At 53.5% G+C, this 22,907-nt stretch carries 17 protein-coding genes; 4 read left to right on the top strand and 13 right to left on the bottom strand.

Features of this window, described 5'->3' with window-relative positions:
• Positions 1-20 precede the first annotated feature (20 nt).
• The 7 genes from KGP22_RS07355 to KGP22_RS07325 form a co-directional block, all read right to left on the bottom strand.
• Positions 21-2,285 carry a ComEC family protein gene (locus KGP22_RS07355; protein ID WP_223581771.1) on the bottom strand — a complete coding sequence of 755 codons (2,265 nt, stop codon included), beginning with the start codon at positions 2,283-2,285 and terminating at the stop codon, positions 21-23.
• A 214-nt stretch (positions 2,286-2,499) separates the two neighbouring features.
• A complete protein-coding gene (gene ihfB, locus KGP22_RS07350; RefSeq protein WP_008499965.1) occupies positions 2,500-2,787 on the bottom strand; it encodes an integration host factor subunit beta in 288 nt (95 codons plus the stop codon).
• A gap of 170 nt (positions 2,788-2,957) precedes the next feature.
• Entirely contained in the window at positions 2,958-4,631 is a 1,674-nt protein-coding gene (gene rpsA / locus KGP22_RS07345; protein WP_008499966.1) for a 30S ribosomal protein S1, read from the bottom strand.
• A 110-nt stretch (positions 4,632-4,741) separates the two neighbouring features.
• Complete coding sequence (gene cmk, locus KGP22_RS07340) at positions 4,742-5,425, bottom strand: (d)CMP kinase (protein ID WP_024907794.1); 684 nt, start codon at positions 5,423-5,425, stop codon at positions 4,742-4,744.
• A gap of 185 nt (positions 5,426-5,610) precedes the next feature.
• Positions 5,611-6,894, bottom strand: a complete 1,284-nt coding sequence (aroA, locus tag KGP22_RS07335; protein WP_111964567.1) for a 3-phosphoshikimate 1-carboxyvinyltransferase — start codon at positions 6,892-6,894, stop codon at positions 5,611-5,613.
• Between the two features lie 69 nt (positions 6,895-6,963).
• Entirely contained in the window at positions 6,964-8,052 is a 1,089-nt protein-coding gene (gene serC, locus KGP22_RS07330; protein ID WP_111964568.1) for a 3-phosphoserine/phosphohydroxythreonine transaminase, read from the bottom strand.
• 162 nt (positions 8,053-8,214) lie between these two features.
• Positions 8,215-8,907, bottom strand: coding sequence for a DUF421 domain-containing protein (locus KGP22_RS07325; protein WP_111964569.1), 693 nt, complete (start codon positions 8,905-8,907; stop codon positions 8,215-8,217).
• Positions 8,908-9,034: 127 nt separating this feature from the next.
• Between KGP22_RS07325 and ycaO the strand changes: the two genes are divergently transcribed.
• The 4 genes from ycaO to pflA all read left to right on the top strand — a co-directional run bounded on the left by ycaO (position 9,035) and on the right by pflA (position 15,337).
• Positions 9,035-10,795: a 30S ribosomal protein S12 methylthiotransferase accessory factor YcaO gene (gene ycaO / locus KGP22_RS07320; RefSeq protein WP_111964570.1), complete on the top strand. Its 1,761-nt coding sequence runs from the start codon at positions 9,035-9,037 to the stop codon at positions 10,793-10,795.
• Positions 10,796-11,201: 406 nt separating this feature from the next.
• On the top strand, positions 11,202-12,059 hold the full coding sequence (gene focA, locus KGP22_RS07315) for a formate transporter FocA (RefSeq protein WP_008499974.1): 858 nt from the start codon (positions 11,202-11,204) through the stop codon (positions 12,057-12,059).
• 51 nt (positions 12,060-12,110) lie between these two features.
• Positions 12,111-14,393 carry a formate C-acetyltransferase gene (pflB, locus tag KGP22_RS07310; protein WP_023310992.1) on the top strand — a complete coding sequence of 761 codons (2,283 nt, stop codon included), beginning with the start codon at positions 12,111-12,113 and terminating at the stop codon, positions 14,391-14,393.
• A 203-nt stretch (positions 14,394-14,596) separates the two neighbouring features.
• Positions 14,597-15,337, top strand: a complete 741-nt coding sequence (gene pflA / locus KGP22_RS07305; RefSeq protein WP_045630022.1) for a pyruvate formate lyase 1-activating protein — start codon at positions 14,597-14,599, stop codon at positions 15,335-15,337.
• Between the two features lie 36 nt (positions 15,338-15,373).
• Here the strand turns inward: pflA and KGP22_RS07300 are convergent, their stop codons facing one another.
• The 6 genes from KGP22_RS07300 to serS all read right to left on the bottom strand — a co-directional run bounded on the left by KGP22_RS07300 (position 15,374) and on the right by serS (position 22,893).
• Positions 15,374-15,904, bottom strand: a complete 531-nt coding sequence (locus KGP22_RS07300; protein WP_111963925.1) for an anti-virulence regulator CigR family protein — start codon at positions 15,902-15,904, stop codon at positions 15,374-15,376.
• A gap of 123 nt (positions 15,905-16,027) precedes the next feature.
• A complete protein-coding gene (locus KGP22_RS07295; RefSeq protein ID WP_111963924.1) occupies positions 16,028-17,176 on the bottom strand; it encodes an MFS transporter in 1,149 nt (382 codons plus the stop codon).
• Between the two features lie 276 nt (positions 17,177-17,452).
• Positions 17,453-18,316, bottom strand: a complete 864-nt coding sequence (locus KGP22_RS07290) for a dimethyl sulfoxide reductase anchor subunit family protein (protein ID WP_223581770.1) — start codon at positions 18,314-18,316, stop codon at positions 17,453-17,455.
• Position 18,317: 1 nt separating this feature from the next.
• Positions 18,318-18,935: a DMSO/selenate family reductase complex B subunit gene (locus tag KGP22_RS07285; RefSeq protein WP_021240882.1), complete on the bottom strand. Its 618-nt coding sequence runs from the start codon at positions 18,933-18,935 to the stop codon at positions 18,318-18,320.
• A gap of 10 nt (positions 18,936-18,945) precedes the next feature.
• Positions 18,946-21,390, bottom strand: coding sequence for a dimethylsulfoxide reductase subunit A (gene dmsA, locus KGP22_RS07280; protein ID WP_046092255.1), 2,445 nt, complete (start codon positions 21,388-21,390; stop codon positions 18,946-18,948).
• 210 nt (positions 21,391-21,600) lie between these two features.
• Positions 21,601-22,893 carry a serine--tRNA ligase gene (gene serS / locus KGP22_RS07275; protein WP_008499983.1) on the bottom strand — a complete coding sequence of 431 codons (1,293 nt, stop codon included), beginning with the start codon at positions 22,891-22,893 and terminating at the stop codon, positions 21,601-21,603.
• Between the last annotated feature and the right edge of the window lie 14 nt (positions 22,894-22,907).

Genomic DNA, 22,907 nt, shown 5'->3' with positions numbered 1-22,907 from the left:
CGTTGAAATAGCCGCATATTCTACCCGTTATCGACGGGCGCGCCAAACCACTGATGATACCAAACGGGTAAAAATTGCTCTCGCAAGCGCCGGATTTGCCAGTGATGTTGCGAGAATGTCACCGATATTTGTCCAGAATGAGGGGTATCGTGCCAGATATACCCCTCTTTTCGATAGCGTCGGACAACTTTTGCTGACGGGAATCGCCATGCGTTATAGCGGGCCGCTGAATCCAGGGCGATTTTACCTTCCACGCGCTGTACCAGCGGCAAGGAAGAAGAAGTAATGCTGCCATGATGGGGCACCTGTATGAGGGTAGAGGTCAGATAACGCCAGTAATGGCTAAGCATAGCCTGTTCCGCCTGCGCTTCAATATCTCCTGTTAGCAGAACACTCTGCTCACCGTCGTCGATTTTTACCACGCAGGAATGGTTGTTTCCCTGAGCCGGGTAATTTTCAGGGGGCCAGTGTACGGTGAAGGAGAGCCCCTGCCATCTCCATCTCTGCCCACGAAAACAGGGGTGATGTCCCGCCAGGTGCAATGGGCTTCTTACCCATACTTCAGGCCACGCTTTTTGCAACGATGCGAGGCCTCCCGCATGGTCGAGGTGCTCATGACTGAGAATAACGCCTTCAGGCCGCAGGTGATGCCAGCGAAGCCACGGGATTATTAACCGCTGTCCGCTGTCCCCGCCCGGCCAGGCGAGCCCGGTATCATAGAGAATGGCTTTCCCCTGCCGTTCAATGACTATTGCCAGCCCCTGCCCCACATCCAGCATATGCAAAGTCCAGCTCTCGCTTTTTTCCGTTCTCCAGAGAGGAAATGTCAGTAAGACACTTCCTGCAAAACAAACGGCGGGAAGGGTTTTCCAGGCACGAAAACGCCAGCCAATGATGATAAGCCAGGGCAGTAGTGTCATGTACTGCCAGCGTTGATCTACACTCTGCCAGCCATCAGGCAGGCGCATGAGGAGCCAGAATAGCCCCTCAAGTGACTTATCGGCTGCAAACCAGACAACGCTTTCCAGTGCTTCCAGCGGCAGCAGATGAAGCAGCATGCCGAGCAGGATCAGCGGTACGGAGACAAACGTCACCAGAGGAACGGCAAAGAGATTCGCAACCAGTGATGTGAAGCTGAAGCCATGGAAAATCAGAACCTGTAATGGCATCAGCAGCATCAGCATACCGACCTGCAGATAGAGCAGGTTCAGCAGCGGCCGTATACGTCGGGCCCGTAGCCAGTCAGGAAGAGGCAGCCACTGAAACCAGAAAATCAGCGCGGCGACGGCAAATGCAGACAGGGCAAGACTCTGCGAAAGTACGGCTAAGGGATCGCTTATCAGGATCGCTGCGATACAGCATCCCCATACCTGCCAGGGAGACCATTGGCGGGCAGCGATCCGCAACATTGCAAGCACAGAAAGCGCGATGACCGTTCGTAGCGCAGGAGGTTGCAGACCGGTAAGCCAGGCATAGAAGGCGGCAAAGCATAACCCAGCCAGGAGAGGCATTTGCCAGTGGACCCGATGGCTGGGTAATAAAAACTGGAGTCCACGTGCAAGTAACCAGACGAGAGAGGCTGCCAGCGCGATATGCAGGCCCGAAATCGCCATCAAATGCAGCGTCCCGGTTTCACGCATCAGGTCTTTTATTTCCCGGGGAACATCCAGACGTTCACCCATCCCAAGTCCGAGGATAACCGCACCCCAGCGGTAAGCAGAAAGTCGGTTTTGCAGTGACATCAGGTATTGCGCTCGCAGGCTGCAGCGCCCATCGACGAGTTCAGCACGGGTGAAGCGCCCACTCAGCGTTTGATGTTGGGCAAAGGCGCTGCGCTGAGAATCATAACCGCCGTCGTTCAGTTCGCCATGGGCAGGCCTGAGCCTGAGCGTCATGGTCCAGCGCTGACCGGCACACGCTTTCTGTGGCAGATAGTTGCCATACAGCGTTACGCCGGTTGAAGCCCACCAGCGCTTGCCATCAATGCTGCGAATGTTTCCCTGATGCAAAGTAGCGCCGTCGGTCGATGTGAGCTCTACCTCAGCCTGCACGGCCCCCGTGGTTAAATGCTGCATCGGCCAGACGCTCTCCTGCTCGGCCAGAATGCCCCACGCACAAAATAACAACGTAATACCAGCATACTTCACTCGATGGTTTTGCCATGCTGCAAGCACTATCCCGCCAGCCACCATGACCCACACGGTGTAAGGTGATGGCAGTTCAGGTAACCAGAGTAACGGGGCTATCGCCAGAATGGCGCAGATACTAAGCGTGGGAATTCCCATTGCTACCTCCCTGTTTCAGAGCGGCAGTATGTATGCAAGCAGTGCGAAATGTCAGATGAGAAGAATGCGTTTTACAGCGCGCGCTGTGTTGTTTTTATCGGCTTACAGAAAACGAAACTGAAAATGCGGGACATCTTCAGAATAAAAGCGACAGACACAAAAAAAGCACCCGCAGGTGCTTTCTTTCGAACCCAGTTTAACCGGCTGGCTAAACTCAGTTACCGTAAATATTGGCGCGATCGCGCAGTTCTTTACCCGGCTTAAAGTGTGGAACGTACTTACCTTCCAGCTCGACTTTATCGCCAGTTTTCGGGTTACGCCCGGTACGTGGAGCACGATAGTGCAGAGAAAAACTACCGAAACCGCGGATTTCAATGCGCTCGCCCTGGGCAAGAGTGGAGGCCATATGCTCCAGCATCTCTTTTACGGCATCTTCCACTGCCTTGGCAGGGATATGCGGTTGCTGACTGGCAAGTCTTTCAATCAATTCTGACTTGGTCATGATTCCTCCGGTTCCTTTCAAACCAATTAGCTGAACAGCTCATTAAACAAGGGCGGCCGTAGCCGCCCTTTGTTATTGATTACAGGACGAATCCTGCAATCTGTCAAGTTTGCTCCTCATCCTTCACGCTGTAAATGCGTTACAGCGCAAATGATGCTGAGAACCTGATATTACTCGCCTTTAGCTGCTTTGAAAGCTTCAGCCATTGCGTTGTTAGAGAAGTTTGCATCTTCCTGTTTGTTAACAGTTGCGATTGCATCTTTCTCATCAGCTTCGTCTTTAGCACGAACAGACAGGCTGATTGCACGGTTCTTACGGTCAACACCGGTGAACTTAGCTTCAACGTCGTCGCCTACGTTCAGAACCAGAGTGGCATCTTCAACGCGGTCACGGGAAGCTTCAGAAGCGCGCAGGTAACCCTCAACGCCGTCAGCCAGTTCTACGGTTGCGCCTTTAGCGTCAACTGCAGTTACTTTACCGTTTACGATTGCGCCTTTCTTGTTCAGTGCAACCCAGTTGTTGAACGGATCTTCTGCGAGCTGTTTGACGCCCAGGGAGATACGCTCACGCTCTGCGTCAACCTGCAGAACAACTGCAGCGATTTCGTCGCCTTTTTTGTATTCACGAACTGCTTCTTCGCCTGCAACGTTCCAGGAGATGTCAGACAGGTGAACCAGGCCATCGATGCCGCCGTCCAGGCCGATGAAGATACCGAAGTCAGTGATAGACTTGATTTTACCTTCAACACGGTCGCCCTTGTTGTGGGTTTCCGCGAACTGCTGCCATGGGTTGTTTTTGCACTGTTTCAGGCCCAGGGAGATACGACGACGTTCTTCGTCGATATCCAGAACCATTACTTCCACTACATCACCAACGTTAACAACTTTGGATGGGTGGATGTTTTTGTTGGTCCAGTCCATTTCGGAAACGTGCACCAGACCTTCAACGCCTTCTTCGATTTCAACGAAGCAGCCGTAGTCAGTCAGGTTGGTTACGCGACCAGTCAGTTTAGTACCTTCTGGGTAACGCTTAGCGATAGCTACCCATGGATCTTCGCCCAGCTGTTTCAGGCCGAGGGAAACACGAGTACGCTCGCGGTCGAACTTCAGCACTTTAACAGTGATTTCGTCGCCCACGTTCACGATTTCGCTTGGGTGCTTAACGCGTTTCCACGCCATGTCGGTGATGTGCAGCAGGCCATCAACGCCGCCCAGGTCAACGAATGCGCCGTAGTCAGTGAGGTTCTTAACGATACCTTTGACTTCCATGCCTTCCTGCAGGTTTTCCAGCAGCTGATCGCGTTCTGCGCTGTTTTCAGATTCGATAACGGCACGACGGGAAACAACAACGTTGTTACGCTTCTGGTCCAGCTTGATTACTTTGAACTCAAGCTCTTTGCCTTCCAGGTGCAGGGTGTCACGGACTGGACGAACGTCTACCAGAGAACCTGGCAGGAACGCACGAATACCATTCAGCTCAACAGTGAAGCCACCTTTAACTTTGCCGTTGATAACACCGACCACAGTTTCAGCTTCTTCGTAAGCTTTTTCCAGCGTGATCCAAGCTTCGTGACGTTTCGCTTTCTCACGAGAAAGCAGGGTTTCACCGAAGCCGTCTTCTACTGCGTCCAGAGCAACGTCAACTTCGTCGCCAACCTGGATTTCCAGCTCGCCCTGGGCGTTTTTGAACTGCTCTGCCGGAATGGCGGACTCAGATTTCAGACCGGCGTCAACCAGTACTACGTCTTTGTCGATAGCAACAACAACACCGCGAACGATGGAACCCGGGCGGGTTTCGATTTCTTTTAAGGATTCTTCAAACAGTTGAGCAAAAGATTCAGTCATGTTTAATCTTCAGGTTAATATTAACGTCCACCTGGCTCCGTGCCGGATGGGGTTGTTTCACATACCCGCCGTCAATCCATTGCAGCGGGGTACTGCTAAATCGGTCGCGATTACGCGAGTGCCAGTTTTTGGCGCGCATATTGTAGCGCTTTTTCAATCACTTGCTCAATAGTTAAACTGGTTGAATCCAGAACTAATGCATCTTCTGCTGGAACAAGTGGAGCGACGGCGCGGTTACGATCGCGGTCATCGCGCTCTTTTATCTCGGATAAAAGGCGATCAAAGTTAACACTAAACCCCTTTTCCTGCAACTGAAGCATGCGGCGCTGAGCGCGTTCTTCTGAAGAGGCGTCAAGGAAAATTTTCACAGGTGCATCAGGAAATACCACGGTTCCCATATCGCGTCCGTCCGCGATCAAACCCGGGGCTTCACGAAACGCGCGCTGACGACGTAACAACGCCTCACGAACGCGCGGGAAGGCCGCTACCTGAGAGGCCGCATTCGCCACTTCCTGAGTACGGATTTCCCCGCTCACGTCTTCCCCTTCAAGGATCACTTCCAGGTTGCCATCGGTCGACACGAAACGCACATCAAGATGCGCGGCCAGCGGAACCAGCGCTTCTTCTGACGCCACGTCCACGTGATGATGTAGCGCAGCCAGAGCCAGCACGCGATAGATTGCTCCCGAATCTAAAAGATGCCATTGCAATGCTTCCGCCATCGCTTTGCACAGAGTCCCTTTCCCTGCGCCACTCGGCCCATCAATGGTGATTACCGGGGCAATTGCCGTCATCTTTTTCTCCTTAAATAAGGCATACCGTTTACATGAACGCCGCGCATTATACGCGTCAACGTGCGCAACTGTTACCTTTGCGTGCAAATTACGGATTGATTGAAGCAGAGTGTAGAAGAAATGAACGGAAGTGTTCGTCAGGAAGCGTAAGGAAATGCCGCATCAGGCGATGCGGCAAGGTGTTATCAGGCCAGCGTGCTAATGCGTGCCAGCTGTTCGAAGTAGTCCGGGAACGTTTTCGCCGTACATTTCGGGTCAAGGATGGTCACAGGCGTGTCTGACAACGCCACCAGCGAGAAGCACATCGCCATACGGTGATCGTTGTAGGTTCCGATCTCGGCAACCTGCAGTTTTGCAGGAGGCGTGATGCGAATGTAGTCTTCGCCCTCTTCCACCTCAGCGCCGACCTTACGCAGCTCAGTCGCCATCGCGAACAGACGGTCAGTCTCTTTTACGCGCCAGTTGTAGATATTACGCAGCGTGGTGGTGCCTTTTGCAAACAGCGCCGCAGTGGCAATGGTCATCGCCGCATCCGGAATATGGTTCATGTCCATGTCGATGGCCTTCAGATCGCCATGGGTACAGGCGATGAAGTCATCACCCCAGGTCACAACCGCGCCCATTTTTTCCAGCACGTCCGCAAAACGGATGTCGCCCTGCACGCTATTGCGACCAATACCGGTGACCTTCACGGTACCGCCTTTGATCGCGCCCGCAGCCAGGAAGTAAGAAGCCGACGAAGCGTCGCCTTCAACCAGATAGCTGCCCGGAGACTGGTACTGCTGTGCCCCACGCACCACGAAGCGCTGATAAGACTGGTTTTCCACCTCGACACCGAAGGTTTTCATCAGGTGCAGGGTGATATCAATATAAGGTTTGGAGACCAGCTCGCCTTTAATCGTAATAACCGTATCCTGCGGTGCCAGCGGCGCGGTCATCAGCAGTGCCGTCAGGAACTGGCTGGAGACGCTGCCGTCAACCTCGACGTGACCGCCGTTAAAACCACCGCGCAGACGCAGTGGCGGATAGTTTTCCTGCTCCAGATACTCAACCTGCGCGCCGCCCTGACGCAGGGCATCCACCAGATGACCAATCGGACGCTCTTTCATGCGAGGTTCGCCGGTCAGCACAATGTTGTTGCGCCCAAGACACAGGGCCGCCGCCAGCGGACGCATCGCGGTACCCGCATTGCCCAGAAACAGCTCAAGCTCTTCATCCGTCTGCAGCGCGCCGCCGCTGCCAGTCACTTCGCAGCGGGTACGATCGTCGGAGAGAATGTAATGAACACCCAACGCTTTCAGCGCATTGAGCATATGGCGTACGTCATCGCTGTCCAGCAGGTTTGTAAGGACGGTGGTGCCGTTTGCCAGTGCTGCCAGCAGCAGAGCGCGGTTCGAGACACTTTTTGAACCAGGCAGATTAATGGTGCCATCTACCCGCGCGATAGGTTGTAACGTCAGGGATTCCATGAAAACTTAACTCTCAACTCAACATAATAAAAACCCCGCAGCAGGGCTACGGGGGTGAAAACAGCGCTATTAACCGTGGCGACGTTCGAAGTCGATCATGAAATCCGTCAGAGCTTTAACGCCTTCCAGCGGCATCGCGTTATAGATGGAGGCACGCATGCCGCCAACGACACGGTGACCTTTGAGCGCATGCAGGCCTGCCGCGAAGGACTCTTCCAGGAATACTTTATCCAGGCTGCTGTCCGCCAGCTGGAACGGCACATTCATCCGGGAACGGTTAGCTTTCGCCACATCGTTGCGATAGAAATCGCTTTTGTCGATCACGCCATACAGCAGTTCAGCTTTCTGCTGATTCACCTTGTCCATCTGCGCCACGCCGCCGTTTTGCTTCAGCCATTTGAAGACCAGGCCGGAAAGGTACCAGGCAAACGTCGGTGGGGTGTTGAACATAGAATCGTTGTCGTTCAGCACGGTGTAATCAAGAATCGACGGGCAGGATGTATGTGCTTTACCCAGCAGGTCTTCACGCACGACGACGATAGTCAAACCGGCCGGACCGATATTTTTCTGCGCGCCCGCATAGATAACGCCGTAGCGGCTGACATCAATTGGCGCAGACAGAATGGTGGAGGAGAAGTCGGCGGCAACCACGACATCGCTGCCGAAGTTTGGCGTCTCGTCGATGGCAATCCCGTCAATGGTTTCGTTCGGGCAGTAGTGCAGGTACGCTGCGTTATCAGAAAGCTGCCACTCGCTCATTGGCTTCACGGCGCGCAGGCCATCAACGGTCACTTTTGCGTCGATCACATTCGGCGTGCAGTATTTATGCGCTTCTTTAACGGCGCTTGCCGCCCAGTATCCTGCATCAACGTAGTCTGCCGTCGTTTTGTCACCGAGGATATTCAGCGGAACGCCTGCAAACTGGCCGCGTCCACCGCCGTGGCAGAACAATACTTTGTAGTTCGAGGGAATATTCAGCAGATCGCGAAAATCCTTTTCTGCCTCTTCGGCCACCTGAATAAACTCTTTACCACGGTGGCTGATTTCCATCACCGACGTACCGAGACCGTTCCAGTCACAGAGTTCCTGTTGAGCCTGTTTAAGCACGTCTGCCGGTAACATTGCCGGACCTGAACTGAAATTAAAGACTTGAGCCATTTCCCCTCACCACGCTAAAAGCCATAAGTTATAACTGTGGATATCGGTTTTATCATTCAGTGACACGCGCCGCAATGTCTAAAACTTATGACCCGTGAAATGTGCCCCGCGTCACACAAAACAATCTGCCGCCTCGCCATGACAAAACCGACAAAATGGCTGTCAGGTGATGCGTTTGGCCCGGCTAACCTTCGTCCATTCCGGATTTGCACAGCGGGGGCATAATTGACGATCCCCCGGCTGCATCGCGAGCACATGGCTACATCTCACGCAGGCATACTCGCCTGACTCAGGTACGGTTCTGAAACGCTCGATCAGCATATCCGGCAGGATACACAGTCCCGGCTTCACCTCGTCGTCAGAATAGTAATAGACGCTGATCTGCCCGTTGGTTTCCATGATCGCCAGACGCACCTGCCCGAGCTGTTCAACGCTATTCAGTCGTAGCTCCATAAAGAACTCGAACTCGGTCATATTGGCGCTTTGTACATTTTCCCAGGCCAACTGCCCGTCCTCGACGATAACGACCGGCTTCCCCTCAAGCAGATCTTCCAGCTTTTCGCTTTTCGACATCAGCCACATGACAAGGCGATAAAGAAGCGCCAGTGAAACAAAAACGATAAACACCGGCACCATCGGCACATCGTCATAGAAGGCGACATCCCCCGCCGCTGAACCCAGCGTCAGGATGATCAACACCTCAAAGAGCGACATCTGCCGTACGCCGCGACGGCCGGTGATTTTAAGAAACAGGAAGACAAGTACGAAGGTATACAGGCTGCGCAGCGCCACTTCGCCCAGAAATTCAGGAGGAACTTTATCAAACGCCATCCGCTGGAGATCAAATGCTTTCATTTTTCTATGCCTTAACAGTCAGTTACTGCCACTAAGCATAGCCCAGCCATTTATTTTCGCCGAAGATAGCACCCGTCACGCAAAACCCGTATCATTGCGCGCTTTACGTACGATAAAAGTGAACGCCATGACTCAAACGTTTATCCCCGGCAAAGATGCCGCTCTGGAAGATTCCATCGCTCGCTTCCAGCAGAAACTGACCGACCTGGGTTTTAACATCGAAGAAGCCTCCTGGCTCAATCCGGTGCCTCACGTCTGGTCCGTGCATATTCGCGATAAAGACTGTGCCCTGTGCTTTACCAACGGTAAAGGCGCGACAAAAAAAGCGGCACTGGCCTCTGCGCTGGGTGAGTATTTTGAGCGTCTGTCCACCAACTATTTCTTCGCTGACTTCTGGCTGGGCGAGACTATCGCTAACGGCCCGTTCGTTCACTATCCAAATGAAAAATGGTTCCCGCTGACCGAAGACGACGAACTGCCGGAAGGTATTCTCGACTCACGCCTGCGTGCCTTCTACGATCCAGACAACGAACTGACCGCCAGCATGCTGATCGATCTGCAGTCTGGCAATGAAGACCGTGGGATCTGCGCCCTGCCGTTCACCCGCCAGTCTGACGAGCAGACCGTTTATATTCCGATGAACATCGTCGGCAACCTGTATGTGTCCAACGGTATGTCCGCCGGTAACACCCGCAATGAAGCGCGCGTGCAGGGTCTGTCCGAAGTCTTTGAACGCCACATTAAAAACCGCATCATCGCCGAATCCATTAGCCTGCCTGAAATTCCGGCCGACGTGCTGGCGCGCTACCCGGGCGTAGTGGAGTCCATCGCTAAGCTGGAAGCAGAAGGTTTCCCAATCTTTGCCTATGACGGCTCGCTGGGCGGTAAGTACCCGGTTATCTGCGTCGTGCTGTTCAACCCGACAAACGGCACCTGTTTCGCCTCCTTCGGCGCGCACCCTGACTTCGGCGTGGCGCTGGAACGCACCGTCACCGAGCTGCTGCAGGGCCGTAGCCTGAAAGATCTCGACGTATTCACCCCGCCAACGTTTGACGATGAAGAGGTGGCTGAACATACCAACCTCGAAACTCACTTTATTGACTCCAGCGGTTTGATCTCCTGGGATATGTTCAAACAGGACGCAGACTATCCGTTCGTGGACTGGAGCTTTGCCGGTACAACCGAAGAAGAGTTCGCTACGCTGATGGCGATTTTCAAAGCCGAAGACCAGGACGTCTATATCGCCGACTACGAGCACCTGGGCGTCTATGCATGCCGCATTATTGTTCCCGGCATGTCCGACATCTACCCTGCAGAAGATCTGTGGCTGGCGAATAACAGCATGGGTGCACATCTGCGCGAAACGCTGCTGGCTCTTCCGGGCAGCGAGTGGGAGAAAGAAGATTATCTGAACCTGATCGCCCAACTGGACGAGGAAGGCCACGACGACTTCACCCGCGTACGCGAACTGCTGGGTCTCGCGACCGGTAAAGACAACGGCTGGTACACCCTGCGTATTGGTGAGCTGAAAGCGATGCTGGCCCTGGCGGGTGGCGACCTGGATCAGGCCCTGGCCTGGACCGAGTGGACCATGGAATTCAACCAGTCGGTCTTCTCTGCCGAGCGCACCAACTATTACCGTTGCCTGCAAACCCTGCTCCTGCTGGCACAGGAAGAGGATCGCGAGCCGCTGCAATACCTGAATGCTTTCGTGCGCATGTACGGTGCTGAGGCTGTAGAAGCAGCCAGCGCGGCCCTGAGCGGTGAAGCGCCGTTCTATGGCCTGCAGGCTGTTGATAGCGATTTGAAAGCCTTCCCGGCGCACCAGTCGCTGCTGAAGGCCTACGAAAAACTGCAGAAAGCAAAAGCCGCTTACTGGTCAAAATAAGCGCACATAACATTACCAGCAGTAGGCGTATTCAATCGTCTGGGCTATATTACGGGGCAATTTCATTGCCCCGTTTTTTATTTTCTTCGGCAATGACTGTTGATTGTAATAATAAAGTTAAACATGGGTAAATATAATAATATTTACCTGGGCTTTACTGTTACTTTTTATGGTAAATACTCCATATTAATTAACTGTCTCCGAGGTGGCTGAACGAAAAAATTCAACTCTTTTCATAACTTTTAAAATTTATTTTTATACGGATAATCAAATACTTACTCCGCATTTGTTGTAAAACCATACACACTGCGGGCCTATAAGCCAGGCGAGATATGATCTATATCAATTTCTCTTCTATAATGCTTTGTTAGTATCTCGTCGCCGACTTAATAAAGAGAGAGTTAGTGTGAAAGCTGACAACCCTTTTGATCTTTTACTCCCCGCTGCGATGGCCAAAGTTGCCGAAGAAGCGGGTGTCTATAAAGCAACGAAACACCCGATGAAGACGTTCTATCTGGCAATCACGGCTGGTGTGTTCATCTCTATCGCTTTCGTCTTCTACATCACCGCCACCACCGGTACTGCCGGAATGCCTTTCGGCATGGCCAAACTGATTGGCGGCATTTGTTTCTCACTGGGTCTGATTCTCTGCGTCATCTGCGGCGCCGACCTCTTCACCTCAACGGTGCTGATTGTCGTGGCAAAGGCCAGCGGAAGAATTACCTGGGGTCAGCTGGCACGTAACTGGCTTAACGTCTACGTGGGTAACCTGGTTGGGTGTTTGCTCTTTGTTTTGTTGATGTGGCTTTCTGGCGAGTACATGACCGCCAACGGTGGCTGGGGCCTCAACGTCCTGCAAACCGCCGACCACAAAATGCACCACACATTTATCGAAGCCGTTGCTCTCGGCATCCTCGCTAACCTGATGGTTTGCCTGGCTGTATGGATGAGCTACTCGGGTCGTAGCCTGATGGACAAAGCCTTAATTATGGTTCTGCCGGTTGCGATGTTTGTTGCCAGCGGCTTTGAGCACAGTATCGCGAATATGTTCATGATCCCAATGGGCATTGTCATCCGCGACTTTGCGAGCCCGGAGTTCTGGACCGCAGTTGGTTCATCCCCGGAAAGTTTCTCACACCTGACTATTATGAATTTCATTACTGATAACCTGATCCCTGTCACTATCGGGAACATTATCGGTGGGGGTCTGTTAGTTGGGTTGACATACTGGGTCATTTACCTGCGTGGCGACGATCATCATTGATGGTTTTCTCAGGCAGTAAATAAAAAATCCACTTAAGAAGGTAGGTGTTACATGTCCGAGCTTAATGAAAAGTTAGCCACAGCCTGGGAAGGTTTTGCGAAAGGTGACTGGCAGAATGAAGTAAACGTACGTGACTTCATTCAGAAAAACTATACCCCGTATGAAGGTGACGAATCCTTCCTGGCTGGCGCAACTGACGCGACAACCAAGCTGTGGGACAGCGTAATGGAAGGCGTTAAACTGGAAAACCGCACTCACGCGCCAGTTGATTTTGACACCTCCGTTGCTTCCACCATCACTTCTCACGATGCTGGCTATATCAACAAAGCCCTTGAGAAAATCGTTGGTCTGCAGACTGAAGCACCACTGAAACGCGCAATCATCCCGTTTGGTGGTATTAAAATGGTTGAAGGTTCCTGCAAAGCGTATAACCGCGAGCTGGACCCAATGCTGAAAAAAATCTTCACCGAATACCGCAAAACCCACAACCAGGGCGTATTCGATGTTTACACCAAAGACATTCTGAACTGCCGTAAATCTGGCGTTCTGACTGGTCTGCCAGATGCGTATGGCCGTGGCCGTATCATCGGTGACTACCGTCGCGTTGCGCTGTACGGTATCGACTTCCTGATGAAAGACAAGTACGCGCAGTTTGTTTCCCTGCAGTCCGATCTGGAAAACGGCGTAAACCTGGAAGCGACTATCCGTCTGCGTGAAGAGATCGCTGAACAGCACCGCGCGCTGGGTCAGATCAAAGAGATGGCTGCTAAATACGGCTGCGATATCTCTGGTCCTGCTACCAACGCTCAGGAAGCTATCCAGTGGACCTACTTCGGCTACCTGGCCGCAGTTAAGTCTCAGAACGGCGCAGCAATGTCCTTCGGTCGCGTATCCACCTTCCTGGATGCTTACATCGAACGTGACCTGAAAGCAGGCAAAATCACCGAGCAAGACGCTCAGGAAATGATTGACCACCTGGTCATGAAACTGCGTATGGTTCGCTTCCTGCGTACTCCTGAATATGATGAACTGTTCTCTGGTGACCCAATCTGGGCAACAGAATCTATCGGCGGTATGGGCGTTGACGGCCGTACTCTGGTGACCAAAAACAGCTTCCGCTTCCTGAACACCCTGTACACCATGGGTCCTTCTCCGGAGCCGAACATCACCGTTCTGTGGTCTGAAAAACTGCCTCTGAACTTCAAGAAATTCGCCGCTAAAGTGTCCATCGATACCTCTTCTCTGCAGTACGAGAACGATGACCTGATGCGTCCGGACTTCAACAACGACGATTACGCTATCGCTTGCTGCGTAAGCCCAATGGTTGTTGGTAAACAAATGCAGTTCTTCGGTGCGCGTGCAAACCTGGCGAAAACCATGCTGTACGCTATCAACGGCGGCGTTGATGAAAAACTGAAAATGCAGGTTGGTCCTAAATCTGAGCCGATCAAAGGCGACGTTCTGAACTTCGACGAAGTCATGGACCGCATGGATCACTTCATGGACTGGCTGGCTAAGCAGTACGTCACTGCACTGAACGTTATCCACTACATGCACGACAAGTACAGCTACGAAGCCTCTCTGATGGCGCTGCACGACCGTGACGTTATCCGCACCATGGCGTGTGGTATTGCTGGTCTGTCCGTTGCTGCTGACTCCCTGTCTGCAATCAAATATGCGAAAGTTAAACCAATTCGTGACGAAGACGGTCTGGCTATCGACTTCGAAATCGAAGGCGAATATCCTCAGTTTGGTAACAACGACTCTCGCGTTGATGACATGGCGGTTGACCTGGTAGAACGTTTCATGAAGAAAATTCAGAAACTGACTACCTACCGTAACGCTATCCCGACTCAGTCTGTTCTGACCATCACCTCTAACGTTGTGTATGGTAAGAAAACCGGTAACACCCCAGACGGTCGTCGTGCTGGCGCGCCGTTCGGCCCAGGTGCTAACCCAATGCACGGTCGTGACCAGAAAGGTGCTGTTGCCTCTCTGACTTCCGTAGCTAAACTGCCGTTTGCCTACGCGAAAGATGGTATCTCTTACACCTTCTCTATCGTGCCAAACGCGCTGGGTAAAGACGACGAAGTGCGTAAAACCAACCTCGCGGGTCTGATGGATGGTTACTTCCACCACGAAGCGTCCATCGAAGGTGGTCAGCACCTGAACGTGAACGTAATGAACCGTGAAATGCTGCTCGACGCGATGGAACACCCTGAGAAATATCCTCAGCTGACCATCCGCGTATCTGGCTACGCAGTACGTTTTAACTCCCTGACTAAAGAACAGCAGCAGGACGTTATCACCCGTACTTTCACTCAGTCCATGTAAGTGGAATTGACTGAAATCACGCGTTAACAAGCGTACAATAAAGGCTCCACGTCAGTGGGGCCTTTTTAGCACCCTCTCCACCTCAGTCTCTTTTGCCCGCTATCTATACTTGATGGATAACAGCCAAAACAGACTTAACACAGCCGGCTTTGAGCTGTGCATACACAGGCCCGGGACGGGCCGATGATGGAGATATCACCGCAATGTCAACTATTGGTCGTATTCACTCCTTTGAATCCTGTGGCACCGTTGATGGCCCGGGCATCCGCTTTATCACCTTTTTCCAGGGCTGCCTGATGCGCTGCCTGTACTGCCATAACCGCGATACCTGGGACACGCACGGCGGCAAAGAAGTGACCGTTGAAGACTTGATGAAAGAGGTGGTGACCTACCGCCACTTTATGAACGCGTCCGGTGGCGGCGTCACCGCATCCGGCGGTGAAGCCATTCTTCAGGCTGAATTTGTCCGTGACTGGTTCCGCGCCTGCCACAAAGAAGGCATTCATACCTGCCTGGATACCAATGGCTTTGTACGTCGCTACGATCCGGTGATTGATGAACTGCTTGAAGTGACCGATCTGGTGATGCTCGATCTCAAACAGATGAACGATGAGATCCATCAGAACCTCGTTGGTGTCTCAAACCACCGCACGCTGGAGTTTGCCAAATACATAGCCGACAAAGGCATCAAAACCTGGATCCGCTACGTGGTTGTTCCTGGCTGGTCAGACGACGACGACTCCGCGCACCGCCTGGGGGAATTCACCCGTGACATGGGCAACGTCGAGAAAATCGAGCTTCTGCCCTATCACGAGCTGGGTAAACATAAATGGGTGGCCATGGGCGAAGAGTACAAACTCGATGGCGTGAAGCCGCCGAAAAAAGAGACGATGGAACGCGTGAAAGGTATTCTTGAGCAGTACGGTCACAAGGTCATGTATTAACGAAAAGGCCCGGTAAAACCGGGCCTTTTTTATATTCTATTTAAATACACCGTTAATAACGGACGTCACAATGGCTGTGCTCAGCGCAATTAAGACCAGGTCGTCCCCGACCACGCGCCATTCATAGCCTGGGTAGGAAGGAAGCTGGTCCAGCATAGAGGCTGGCACGGTTTTCTTCGCAATGCCCGGAGGAAGCGGTTTACCACGGGCGAGGTTTTTCGCGATGCCCGGAGGCAGAGAGTCATAGCCCGTTAAGCCATAATTCAGCGCCAGGTGGCGCGCATGATCGAAACTCACGCGAGCATCAACATCATTACCGACATCTTTGCTATTTTTGAAGCTCTTATTCGATTTTCCAGGGTTATCCTGTCCGCTATTTTGCTTATTTCCATGGTTGCCGGAGTTACCTGAATTCCCGTTACCATGATTACCGCCATTACCTTGTCCGCCACCGTTTCCGTGACCACCGCCGTTCCCGTTTCCAGGATTAGCCATGACCGGAGCAGTTGCAAACGTTAAAGACAACACTACGGCAAGTGCGGTAGTGGAAAAACGACGAATAGACATGATTGCTGCCTTATAGTGTTAGGACTCACATGAATTATCGCCTGGCGCAATAAACAAACAATAAGTAAAACTCTTAGTTGTGATGGGGACAAAAAAGCCTGTCATCGACAGGCTTTAATTTAATCAGGCATGTGCCACAGGCGTTGGATGCTCACCTGCTTTACGCAGCAGCATTAAGAGATATATAAACGACACGCTGGCAATCATGATAAACAGTAAATTGTCGGAGTAATTCTGCATCAGCATCGCTGTAAACGTCGGCCCTAATAAGCTGCCGATGGTATAGCTCAGTAACAGCGCCTGGTTCATTGCCACCAGCTGGTGATGCTCAACTTTCTCACAGGCCCAGGCCATCGCCACCGGATAGAGCGTAAAGCCGGCGGCCCCGAGAATGAACAGCGCAGGCGCCATTGCGGCGTTGCTGAGCATGGCAAGACATCCCATGATGACCACGAAGACCTGAACGCGTAGCACCAGCAAACGACCAAAGCGGTCCGCCAGACGACCAATCGGCCACTGCCCGACGATCCCCGCACTCACCATGACCGCCATCCAGAATCCAATTCCGGAATCGCTGACGCCCTGATGATTCAGATAGAGCGGCATCAGGCCATAGAGCGAGCCCAGTACAATCCCCGATATAATGCAGCCGTTAACGCCCAGACGCGCATGACGCAGTCTGAGCATTGGCCAGACGTGGGTTGCTTCCTGGTGTTCGCTGTTCTGGTTCACGATGCGCGTGAAGAGCAAAGGCAAGATCGCGGCCAGCACCATACCCGTTACCCACGGCAGAACGCTCATGAGGTCGGTTGGCAGCTTGCTGACCATCAGTTGCCCCAGCACGGTGCCGACGTAATAAACCATCATATAGGCTGCCAGCAGGCGTCCACGATTACGGGAGGTGCCGCTGCACATCAGCGCACTTTCAACCACCACCCAAATCATCGCGCAGCCTACACCGGCTATGAAGCGCCATGCCATCCAGCTCCAGAAGCCGACCATCAGGCCCAGCCCAGCACACCCGGCAGCGAAAATCAGCGAAGCCAGATAATAGCTGCGGTTAAAGCCAAAGCGCTTAATCAGGCTCCCGGTCACCAGGGTACCAAGAAGGTTGCCGGTAAAAAAGGACGAGCTGACCATACCCACCTGCCAGGTCGGTAAGTTCTCATGGGCGAGCCACAGCGGGACGAGCGTATTTAACACTGCGATCGCCAGGGTCAACAGAAGCAGGCCACAGAGCAACAGCAGCACTGGCCGGGTATAGGTGGTCATGGATTAAAAAGCCGTGAGGAAGTTCAGATTTCGTGCGCATCATGCCACTGGCAAAAACAAAGTCAATCCACTGATTTAGCCGCCTCGCACAATATGTTCCCTGTCGATTTAAAAAACTTATCCTGCTAATGCCACGCCTGCTATAGATATTAATTATGTCTCTGTTTTCATTTATTAATGGGCAAAATTAAAACAAAACGACAGTCGAAAAATTTCATGATCGAAAAAAGAAAAAGCCGGGCGCTCAGGCCCGGCTTGATATAACCAAATACAATGTTAACTGGCGATAGCCATACCTACAGTCATATGCAACCCGTAGAACACGCCGCGACCAATCAGTTCACCCGCCAGTACCAGCACAAAAGCCAGTGACAGCAGCGGCAGCGCGGGCTGATAACCTTTGAGCTGAGGAGCAATCCAGAATACCAACGCGGCGACCAGCAGAACGATGCGCCAGGCCATCAGAGCACCGTAGTCCGGTACCAGGGCAGAAGCCTGCTGGATAGAGCTGTGAATGGTTGCCAGTTCTGCACCCTGCATCAGGGCGACCATCGCACTCACCACCAGCGCCAGCAGCGAAACAGCGGGCAACAAACGCATTGCCCACCCGTCTACGCCCGCCACTCGCAGCAGCAGGTAGCCCAGCAGCGGTCCGCCGATAAACATCGTCAGGAAGAAGCTCATTGGCGTCCAGACGCTGTACCAGGTTGGAACGGTATCGATGGTGTTATAGACGCGCACCATCATCCACACGAACACCACGCCCAACACCATGGTCACGATTAGCCACAGGCTGCGCAGACCCGCAGGCAATTTTTTCATGGCGGCCAGCAGCCAGCCCAGCCCACCGACGGCAAAGAAAATTGCTCCGCTGGCAATCTCATTACTGAGGGATGAGGCACCCACGCGGTTCAGGGAGTTAAACGCGCGCATAGGCGACCCCAGGTGAAGCGTAGAGGCGATAAACCCAATCCCCATCAGCACCCATAGGCCAAACATGCTCAACACTAAACGCTGCTGCTGTTCAGCATTAAGGCGACCTTTCAACAGCGCCAGCGCGAGCACAATGAAACCACCCGCCACGCACTGACCAAAGACCGTGAAGATCATCAGCGGCCATTCATGCCATCCACTTCCCATCTCACACCTCCTTCGGATTTGCCAGGTAGCCGGTGGTGTCCCCTGTAGGACGGCTGTTGGCGTTAGGTTTAATTACAATGCTCGGCTTCGTGAAGTGCGCAGACGGCAGCGGCGCCACGGCAGCGAGCTGCCCGTGTTTTTGACGCAGCTCTTCAATCGGACCGAAGTCCAGCGCGCGCAGCGGGCAGGACTCGACGCAAATCGGCTTTTTGCCGTCCGCTACGCGGGTGTGGCAGCCATCGCATTTGGTCATATGACCTTTGGCGGCATTGTACTGCGGCGCGCCGTACGGGCACGCCATATGGCAGTACCGACAGCCGATGCAGACATCTTCGTCCACCACCACAAAACCGTCTTCACGCTTGTGCATCGCCCCGCTCGGGCAGACCTTAGTACAGGCCGGATCTTCACAGTGGTTACAGGCAATTGACAGGTAATAGGCAAAAACGTTCTGATGCCAGACGCCGTTATCTTCCTGCCAGTCCCCCCCGGCGTATTCATAAATACGGCGGAAGCTGACGTCAGGGGTCAGGTCTTTGTAATCTTTACAGGCCAGCTCGCAGGTTTTGCACCCGGTGCAACGGCTGGAATCAATAAAAAATCCATACTGGGTTGTCATCGGCTACTCCTTAAACCTTTTCAACCTGGACAAGGTTTGTGTGGGATGGGTTGCCTTTCGCCAGCGGCGACGGACGCTGCGTGGTCAGTACGTTAATACTGCCAGCCTGGTCGATGCGGTTTGCATCAGGGCTATACCAGGCACCTTCACCCAGCGCCACTACTCCGGGCATCATGCGCGGCGTCACTTTGGCTTCAATGTGAACCTCGCCGCGACCGTTGAAGATCCGCACGCGATCCCCATTGCTGATACCTCGCGCTTTGGCATCCATCGGGTTGATCCACATCTCCTGTCGGCAGGCGGCTTTCAGCACGTCGACGTTACCGTAGGTAGAGTGAACACGCGCTTTGTAGTGGAAGCCGGTCAGCTGCAGCGGGAATTTCGCCGTCAGCGGATCGTTGTAGTTTTCAAAGCCCGGCGTGTAGATCGGCAGCGGATCGATAACGTCCCCTTCCGGCAGTTCCCAGGTTGACGCAATTTTTGCCAACTCTTCGGAATAGATTTCGATTTTGCCCGACGGCGTGGTCAGCGGGTTCGCCTGCGGATCTTCACGGAACGCTTTGTACGCCACGTGGTGCCCTTCCGGATCGCGCTGTTTGTACATCCCCTGCTTGCGGAAGGTGTCAAAGTCCGGCAGGTCAGGAATGGCCTTACGGGAGAGTTCATGCAGATGGCGCATCCACCCTTCCTGAGTCCGCCCCTCGGTAAACTGCTGCTCAACGCCAAGACGTTTCGCCAGCTCGGAGGTCATCTCATAAATGGTTTTGCACTCAAAGCGCGGTTTAATCGCCTGGTCGGTAAAAATCACGTAGGACATGTTGCCGCAGGATGCATCCAGCGCGAAATCCATCTGCTCAGAGGCGGTGCAGTCCGGCAGCAGGATATCGGCATATTTCGCCGAAGAGGTCATGTGGCAGTCGATCACCACAATCATCTCGCACTTCTTGTCGTCCTGCAGGATTTCATGGGTACGGTTGATTTCTGAATGCTGGTTGATGAGGCAGTTACCGGCATAATTCCAGATCATCTTGATCGGCACGTCCAGCTTGTCCTTGCCGCGCACGCCGTCGCGCAGGGCGGTCATTTCCGGGCCGCGTTCAATCGCATCGGTCCACATAAACATGGAGATGCTGGTCTGAACCGGGTTATCCAGCGTCGGCATACGTTCGAACGGCACTTCATATGAACCTTCACGCGCGCCGGTGTTACCGCCGTGAATGCCGACGTTGCCGGTCAGAATGGAGAGCATGGAGATGGCACGGGTCGCGATTTCGCCGTTCGCATGACGCTGCGGACCCCAGCCCTGGCTGATATAGGCCGGTTTGGCTGAACCAATTTCACGCGCCAGCTGAACGATACGCTCAGCCGGGATGCCGGTGATGGTGGACGCCCACTCCGGCGTTTTCGCCACGCCGTCGCTGCCCTGTCCGAGAATATACGCCTTGTAGTGACCGTTTGCCGGCGCGCTGGCTGGCAGAGTTTTCTCGTCATAGCCGACGCAGTATTTATCCAGGAAAGGCTGATCGACAAGATTCTCAGTGATCATCACCCACGCCAGGGCGGAGACCAGCGCCGCGTCGGTCCCCGGACGAATGGGAATCCACTCGTCTTCACGTCCGGCGCCGGTGTCGGTGTAGCGTGGGTCGATGATGATCATGCGGGCATTGGATTTGGCGCGGGCCTGTTCGAGGTAGTAGGTTACCCCACCGCCGCTCATGCGGGTTTCACCCGGGTTATTGCCGAACAGCACCACCAGCTTACTATTTTCGATATCAGACGGGCTGTTTCCGTCCGCCCAGCCGCCATAGGTGTAGTTCAGGCCAGCAGCAATCTGCGCCGATGAGTAGTCACCATAGTGATTGAGATAACCGCCGCAGCAGTTCATCAGGCGCGCCACCAGCGTTTTACCCGGTGGCCAGGAACGGGTCAGCGTGCCGCCAAGCGTCCCGGTACCGTAGTTCAGGTAGATGGATTCGTTGCCGTACTCTTTAATCAAACGCTGCATGTTGGTGGCAATGATGTCGTAGGCTTCATCCCAGCTAATCCGCTCGAACTTCCCTTCCCCACGCTTACCGACGCGCTTCATCGGGTATTTCAGGCGGTCCGGATTATAGACGCGACGACGCATGGAGCGACCACGCAGGCAGGCACGGACCTGATGTAACCCTTCGTAGTTATCGTCCCCGGTATTATCGGTTTCGACATATTTAATTTCGCCATCCACTACATGCATACGCAGCGGACAACGGCTACCGCAGTTGACGGTACAGGCACTCCACACCACTTTTTCCGGGGAAGTGGCCGGAGACAGAGCATCAGCCGCCGACGCCAGTCGGGTAAAGGGGAGCGTGAAGGCACTGCTGGCTACGGCCAGGCCGCCTATGGCCGTGGTTTTCATCAAACCACGGCGAGTGACCTCGGCAGCCATTAATGCTTCAGGCGCGTTGATTTTCATAGAGACTCACTTTGGTTGCTCACAAAGAAAAGAGAGGCGGCGCAAACCGCTATGTAGTTTTATATATAACGAATATTTTCGTTATCAGCGTTTTATGCTGACTTTCATTCGGAGGAGTATTACTACTTTAGAGGGAGGGGGTATTGCGTCGTATCAATTCATAAGCATAAAAAAAGCGCCCTGAGGCGCTTTTTTGTTTTAAGACAAATATTAACCGATGTACTGCTGGCCTTTCATGTATGGACGCAGCACTTCAGGGATCTCGATACGACCGTCTGCCTGCTGATAGTTTTCCAGCACGGCAACCAGGGTACGCCCCACAGCCAGACCAGAACCGTTCAGGGTATGTACCAGACGGGTTTTCTTGTCAGATTTGCTGCGGCAGCGTGCCTGCATGCGGCGCGCCTGGAAATCCCAGACGTTAGAACAGGAGGAGATTTCACGGTAGGTGTTCTGCGCAGGCACCCACACTTCCAGATCGAAGGTTTTGCAGGCGCCAAAGCCCATATCACCGGTACACAGAGCCATACGACGGTACGGCAGACCCAGCAGCTCCAGAACCTTCTCCGCGTGGCCGGTCATCTCTTCCAGCGCGTCCATAGATTCTTCTGGACGAACGATCTGCACCATCTCAACTTTGTCGAACTGGTGCATACGGATCAGACCGCGCGTGTCGCGACCGTAAGAACCGGCTTCAGAACGGAAGCACGGTGAATGTGCCGTCAGTTTGATCGGCAGATCGTCTTCGTCGATGATCTCATCACGCACGAGGTTAGTCAGCGGCACTTCCGCGGTTGGGATCAGCGCGTAGTTGCTACTGTCTGCTTCTTCGTCCAGCGGGCGGGTATGGAACAGGTCGCCGGCAAATTTCGGCAACTGGCCCGTACCGTACAGCGTATCGTGGTTGACCAGATACGGCACGTAGGTTTCGCTGTAGCCATGCTGCTCGGTGTGCAGATCCAGCATGAACTGCGCCAGCGCGCGGTGCAGATGGGCAATCTGGCCTTTCATCACCACGAAGCGAGAACCTGTCAGCTTAACCGCTGCCGCAAAGTCCAGGCCCGCGTGCATTTCGCCCAGCGTCACGTGATCGCGTACTTCGAAGTCAAACTCACGAGGCGTACCCCAGCGCTTCACTTCAACGTTGTCGTTTTCATCTTTGCCGACAGGCACGCTGTCGTCAGGAATATTCGGGATAGCCAGGGCAATATCACGAATCTCGGCCTGAAGAACGTCCAGCTCAGCTTTCGCCTGATCCAGTTCTTCACCCAGCTTGTTCACTTCCAGGCGTAATGGCTCAATATCTTCCCCGCGCGCTTTCGCCTGGCCGATGGATTTCGATCGAGAGTTACGCTCTGCCTGCAGATTTTCAGTTTGTACCTGCAGTACTTTACGACGCTCTTCAAGAGCGCGTAGCTTATCTACATCCAGCTTAAAGCCCCGGCGTGCCAGTTTTTCAGCGACTGCGTCTGGCTCATTACGCAGCAGATTGGGATCGAGCATGCTTATCCTGTGCT

The organism is Enterobacter sp. JBIWA005 (assembly GCF_019968805.1).
Taxonomy (GTDB): Bacteria; Pseudomonadota; Gammaproteobacteria; order Enterobacterales; family Enterobacteriaceae; genus Enterobacter; species Enterobacter vonholyi.
This window is presented reverse-complemented; position numbering and strand designations above follow the sequence as displayed.

Excerpts from the sequence above, each read along its gene's own strand:
- pflA (WP_045630022.1), top strand. The coding sequence starts at position 14,597 with ATGTCAACTATTGGTCGTATTCACTCCTTTGAATCCTGTGGCACCGTT.
- KGP22_RS07355 (WP_223581771.1), bottom strand. The coding sequence starts at position 2,285 with ATGGGAATTCCCACGCTTAGTATCTGCGCCATTCTGGCGATAGCCCCG.
- ycaO (WP_111964570.1), top strand. The coding sequence starts at position 9,035 with ATGACTCAAACGTTTATCCCCGGCAAAGATGCCGCTCTGGAAGATTCC.
- cmk (WP_024907794.1), bottom strand. The coding sequence starts at position 5,425 with ATGACGGCAATTGCCCCGGTAATCACCATTGATGGGCCGAGTGGCGCA.
- rpsA (WP_008499966.1), bottom strand. The coding sequence starts at position 4,631 with ATGACTGAATCTTTTGCTCAACTGTTTGAAGAATCCTTAAAAGAAATC.
- KGP22_RS07285 (WP_021240882.1), bottom strand. The coding sequence starts at position 18,935 with ATGACAACCCAGTATGGATTTTTTATTGATTCCAGCCGTTGCACCGGG.
- dmsA (WP_046092255.1), bottom strand. The coding sequence starts at position 21,390 with ATGAAAATCAACGCGCCTGAAGCATTAATGGCTGCCGAGGTCACTCGC.
- ihfB (WP_008499965.1), bottom strand. The coding sequence starts at position 2,787 with ATGACCAAGTCAGAATTGATTGAAAGACTTGCCAGTCAGCAACCGCAT.
- serC (WP_111964568.1), bottom strand. The coding sequence starts at position 8,052 with ATGGCTCAAGTCTTTAATTTCAGTTCAGGTCCGGCAATGTTACCGGCA.
- KGP22_RS07300 (WP_111963925.1), bottom strand. The coding sequence starts at position 15,904 with ATGTCTATTCGTCGTTTTTCCACTACCGCACTTGCCGTAGTGTTGTCT.
- KGP22_RS07290 (WP_223581770.1), bottom strand. The coding sequence starts at position 18,316 with ATGGGAAGTGGATGGCATGAATGGCCGCTGATGATCTTCACGGTCTTT.
- pflB (WP_023310992.1), top strand. The coding sequence starts at position 12,111 with ATGTCCGAGCTTAATGAAAAGTTAGCCACAGCCTGGGAAGGTTTTGCG.
- KGP22_RS07325 (WP_111964569.1), bottom strand. The coding sequence starts at position 8,907 with ATGAAAGCATTTGATCTCCAGCGGATGGCGTTTGATAAAGTTCCTCCT.
- aroA (WP_111964567.1), bottom strand. The coding sequence starts at position 6,894 with ATGGAATCCCTGACGTTACAACCTATCGCGCGGGTAGATGGCACCATT.
- KGP22_RS07295 (WP_111963924.1), bottom strand. The coding sequence starts at position 17,176 with ATGACCACCTATACCCGGCCAGTGCTGCTGTTGCTCTGTGGCCTGCTT.
- serS (WP_008499983.1), bottom strand. The coding sequence starts at position 22,893 with ATGCTCGATCCCAATCTGCTGCGTAATGAGCCAGACGCAGTCGCTGAA.